The 3,914-nt window shown below is 48.8% G+C and carries 5 protein-coding genes and 1 pseudogene; all 6 read right to left on the bottom strand.

The genetic code is table 11. From position 1 onward, the window contains the following. Positions 1-390: 390 nt before the first annotated feature. A complete protein-coding gene (locus WGC32_RS14785) occupies positions 391-792 on the bottom strand; it encodes a hypothetical protein (RefSeq protein WP_342682858.1) in 402 nt (133 codons plus the stop codon). Between the two features lie 209 nt (positions 793-1,001). Then, on the bottom strand, positions 1,002-1,292 hold the full coding sequence (locus WGC32_RS14790) for a nucleoside triphosphate pyrophosphohydrolase family protein (protein WP_342683023.1): 291 nt from the start codon (positions 1,290-1,292) through the stop codon (positions 1,002-1,004). 262 nt (positions 1,293-1,554) lie between these two features. Further along, positions 1,555-2,127 (bottom strand): hypothetical protein, encoded by a 573-nt coding sequence (locus tag WGC32_RS14795; RefSeq protein WP_342683025.1) that lies wholly within the window; start codon positions 2,125-2,127, stop codon positions 1,555-1,557. Continuing rightward, positions 2,127-2,423: a hypothetical protein gene (locus WGC32_RS14800; protein WP_342683026.1), complete on the bottom strand. Its 297-nt coding sequence runs from the start codon at positions 2,421-2,423 to the stop codon at positions 2,127-2,129. Before WGC32_RS14800 ends, WGC32_RS14795 begins: the two co-directional genes overlap by 1 nt. 284 nt (positions 2,424-2,707) lie before the next feature. Next, positions 2,708-3,094, bottom strand: a complete 387-nt coding sequence (locus tag WGC32_RS14805; protein WP_342683028.1) for a DUF551 domain-containing protein — start codon at positions 3,092-3,094, stop codon at positions 2,708-2,710. Positions 3,095-3,114: 20 nt separating this feature from the next. Then, a pseudogene (locus WGC32_RS14810) lies at positions 3,115-3,914 on the bottom strand (DUF7666 domain-containing protein); the annotation flags it as partial.

Consider the following 3,914-nt stretch of genomic DNA (forward strand, 5'->3'; position numbering starts at 1 on the left):
TTTCTTTTTGCCTATGTCCTCACATTCCCCTCTTTGCTCCTCAGCATCTGGCACAACGCGTACCGGGTATCCCCTTCCATCCTGCATAAGTACATGTATCTTTTCCACAAAGCGGGATCACCTTTCCACGGCTCTTTCTCTGGTAATCTTGCCCGGATTTCTATTCGGCGGGCAATCACCCTGCCCAGGGACTCCTGGTATTCTTCGATCAGCTTATCTATGTCTTCCACTGGATCACCTCGGGTTTCCGGGTATAACGAAGCGCCCGCCAATTTTCCGGCAGGCGCTCTCTAAAAAGGAGGAGAAGGGATGTGTGAGGATAGGGCCTTTTCCTTAGAACCCTATATTATCATTTTAAACCCTTTTTTCGGGAAAAAGGTGCCATGTTTTCTAAATCTCATGGAGATTTTGCGCCAGCCTGACAAGGAATTTTTTTCGGTATCGCTTCATTGTACGCTCTGAGATGGGTAGGTTTATGTATTGCATTGGCTGGTGTTCAAACAAATTCTGCTTGATAAACTCCTTTTCCCAGTCGTCCTGGCATTCGCACCAAGCTTGTTCTACCGCTCTAATCCTTTCCTCGTTCTTTTGCTGCCGGATCATAATGCGCTCCGCCTTGCGGGCTGTTGGGTTCCCAATCCCGTTTCCTCTGGGCTGACCATCTGGGCAATGTCCAGCATGGATAATCTCGTCTTCAATCTTTTTCCTCCGCCTTAGCATTGTGTAATATCCTTTTGCTGTTGCCAGGCATCTGCTGTAAACATCGTCGTCCAGTTTCACATTCCTGGTCACCCCATCACCCTCCTAACGGTATGCGTTCCTGAGATTGTATTTTTCCCGGATGTACCTGCTTTCCTCTGAACTCAAACCATCAATTCGCTTCTTTGCCCTCTCCGACTCCGACATAACCTGCCTTGTGGTTTTGAAGAACTTGCACCATTGACAGTCTGTCTCGGTCAGTGCTCTGCATTTCCCGCAGTCCCAAAAAGCGCATATCTCTGTCACTGTTCTCCCTCCAATCTCTTTTTTAGCCTCTGAAGCTTCCTCTTCATCTGCATCTCCACCATATCCTTGCAGTTGTGGAGGATCGTCATCTGCTCCAGCATAATCTTCACATCTGCGATCTCTTCCGCTATGGCGTCTTTGTTGTCCTCTCCTCTGGCTTCCTTGCACAGCTCCTTTTGCAGCTCTGCCATCTCCTCGAACATCATCCGCGTTTGATTTTCTTTGCCATATTTATTGAGGGCGGCTTCATAGATATGTTGCGTGTCGTTAGCTGTATCTAAGTCCATTTTAGCCCCACAGTTGGGACAATAAATTTGCGTTATATCTCCACGCAAGCTTGCATGAACATTGAACCAACTACCGCAAATAGAACAACGGCAGTTATCGTTTCCACAGAGTGGCTTTCCAATCCACCTCCCATGCACCACCGGCGCAACATCTGCGGCGGGTTCCTTAAGAATGATATCAAACGTAGAACCCGGAAGCACATTACTTCGCCTCTTTTCCTCATATCCAAGACTTTTTAAAACTGCTGCTCTCTCGATATACTCAGCCATTTTTCATTTCCTCCAATGCAGCTTCCGCTTCTTCACAGGTGAGAAATACGGTTTTGCCGATGTCCTCAAAATCAGCGCCGCCCGAATAGTTAAAAGCTATATAATCCTCCATATCTTCAATGCGAATGCTGTCCACAATGTCCTCGAATATTGCAAGAGTGTTTTTGTGCTTATCGCAGTCAAAATCTCCATCATCGTCACATTGGAATGGGCAATTCTCCATAAGTTCACACGGGCAATACAGCCCTGTTGCAGTTCCATGTCCTCCATCAGCATCGTACATTGTCCCGTCAAGCACTCTCGGAAAGTACTTGCAAGTCGTTATATGGTATACCGTGTCACCGATTTTTGCGGGTGTAATAAAACACCGCCCATCCTTATCAGCTTCTACCAGCTCACGAAGGCGGTCCAGGTCGTAGTCATTTCCCAAGATATCCTCAATGAAAGAAAGGCGCTCCCACAGCCTCCGTTCCGTACAAGTACCTCTCTCACAAAATGAGCCGCCTGGCGTCAACTCGCACTCTATGACGTCGCAGAATTTTCCTTCTTTCGTCAGCCTCTCCATCACTTGTCCTCCTTTAGCAACCAATTATCAAATTCCCAGCATCTATTATGCGGGCCGCGTCTCGAGTTACATTCATAACGCCTGATGCAAGACCAACAATCGCCGCTCGTTCGCTTAATTAAGGTATCCCTCTCCCTCTCCGCCTTCTCCGCTCTGGCCTCCGCCTCTTCTGAACGGGCAAGTAGGTCGGTGATGGCGTAGGCGGCTTGCTCATACAACCCTGAATGTTCACCGAGAGACGACCCGTTTTTCATTCCACGCCTCTCTAAATTCTCAATCAGTTCCTTGTAGTTCATGTCAGTCCTCCTCTGCCGGCTGGCGGAGCCAATCAATCATCCCATTGTGGCCTGTATGGCAATGAGGTTCTGCTTTACATCCATCACATGGATGTTTACTTGAATTGCAAGACCTGAAATCACACAGGAATTTTCCGAGTTCTTCATCACTCATGGCCCGAATGCGGTCGGCGTTGGTCATTGACACGATGCTATTGCATATATCCGGCTTACACTTGCACATGTACTGCGGTGATCCACAATTGCAACAGTCACCGTCATGTTCAAATTTGCACTTCATTCCCTTACCCCCTATCCTCCGGCGGCTCCGGCAGCGGCATCCAGTGGGTAATGTATTCGTTTCCCGGACAGATAATGTCATTATCCAAGACCGTACCACTTTTAAAATCCGCTCGATAATGCTGGAATTCCCAGTACGATTTGCATCTGGTATTTGAACGCCGCAATCTGCCAATCGTAATTTCAGCCCCATCCTCGAATCTTTGCCAACTGTATGTCTGGTACACCAAAACGATCTGCCCTGGTTCCGGCAGCCTGTCCTTGACACTGATCCATTCACCCTGCTGATGCGTAAGCGCGAAAACGGCCATTTCATACGCTTTTTTTGCCACAGGCATTAATTTTGTCGGCATATGTGTTTCAAACCATTCAATCGCTTCTTCCCTTGTCATCTCATTCATCCTCCCGTCTCTCAATCCTCGACTTCTTCAACCTTGCCGTTTTTCAATATATAGAACGTATCCTCCTTAATTTCAACTCCATCTACACATACAGCTTTTACATCAAGAATGTGCATTTCTTCATCTCTCTCGGTAAGCACGATCCAACATCCAAGCGATCCTTTCGCTTTGCTCTGGTATCCAGTTACAATCGCTATACTATCTTTTCCTTTAACTGTAGCCGCTGACTGGTAGCCTGTATTGGTAGCCGCTGACTGGTGGCCTGTATTGGTAGCCGCTGACCGGTGGCCTGTATTGGTAGCCGCTGACCAGTCGCCTGTATTGGTAGCCGCTGACTGGTCGCCTGTATTGGTAGCCGCTGACTGGTAGCCTGTATTGGTAGCCGCTGACCGGTGGCCTGTATTGGTAGCCGCTGACCAGTCGCCTGTATTGGTAGCCGCTGACTGGTCGCCTGTATTGGTAGCCGCTGACCGGTGGCCTGTATTGGTAGCCGCTGACTGGTCGCCTGTATTGGTAGCCGCTGACTGGTCGCCTGTATTGGTAGCCGCTGACCGGTGGCCTGTATTGGTAGCCGCTGACTGGTCGCCTGTATTGGTAGCCGCTGACCAGTGGCCTGTATTGGTAGCCGCTGACCGGTCGCCTGTATTGGTAGCCGCTGACTGGTCGCCTGTATTGGTAGCCGCTGACCAGTCGCCTGTGTTTGATTCTTTTGCGTTGTTCCAATCAACTTTGTCGAGAATAAATTTCACACCCGCCGCAATAAGTCCAAGAAGTCCAATCTCGGCTTCGATACGTATATGTTTACCAACGC

The organism is Zongyangia acetica (assembly GCF_038739695.1).
Lineage (GTDB): Bacteria > Bacillota > Clostridia > Oscillospirales > Ruminococcaceae > Zongyangia > Zongyangia gallinarum.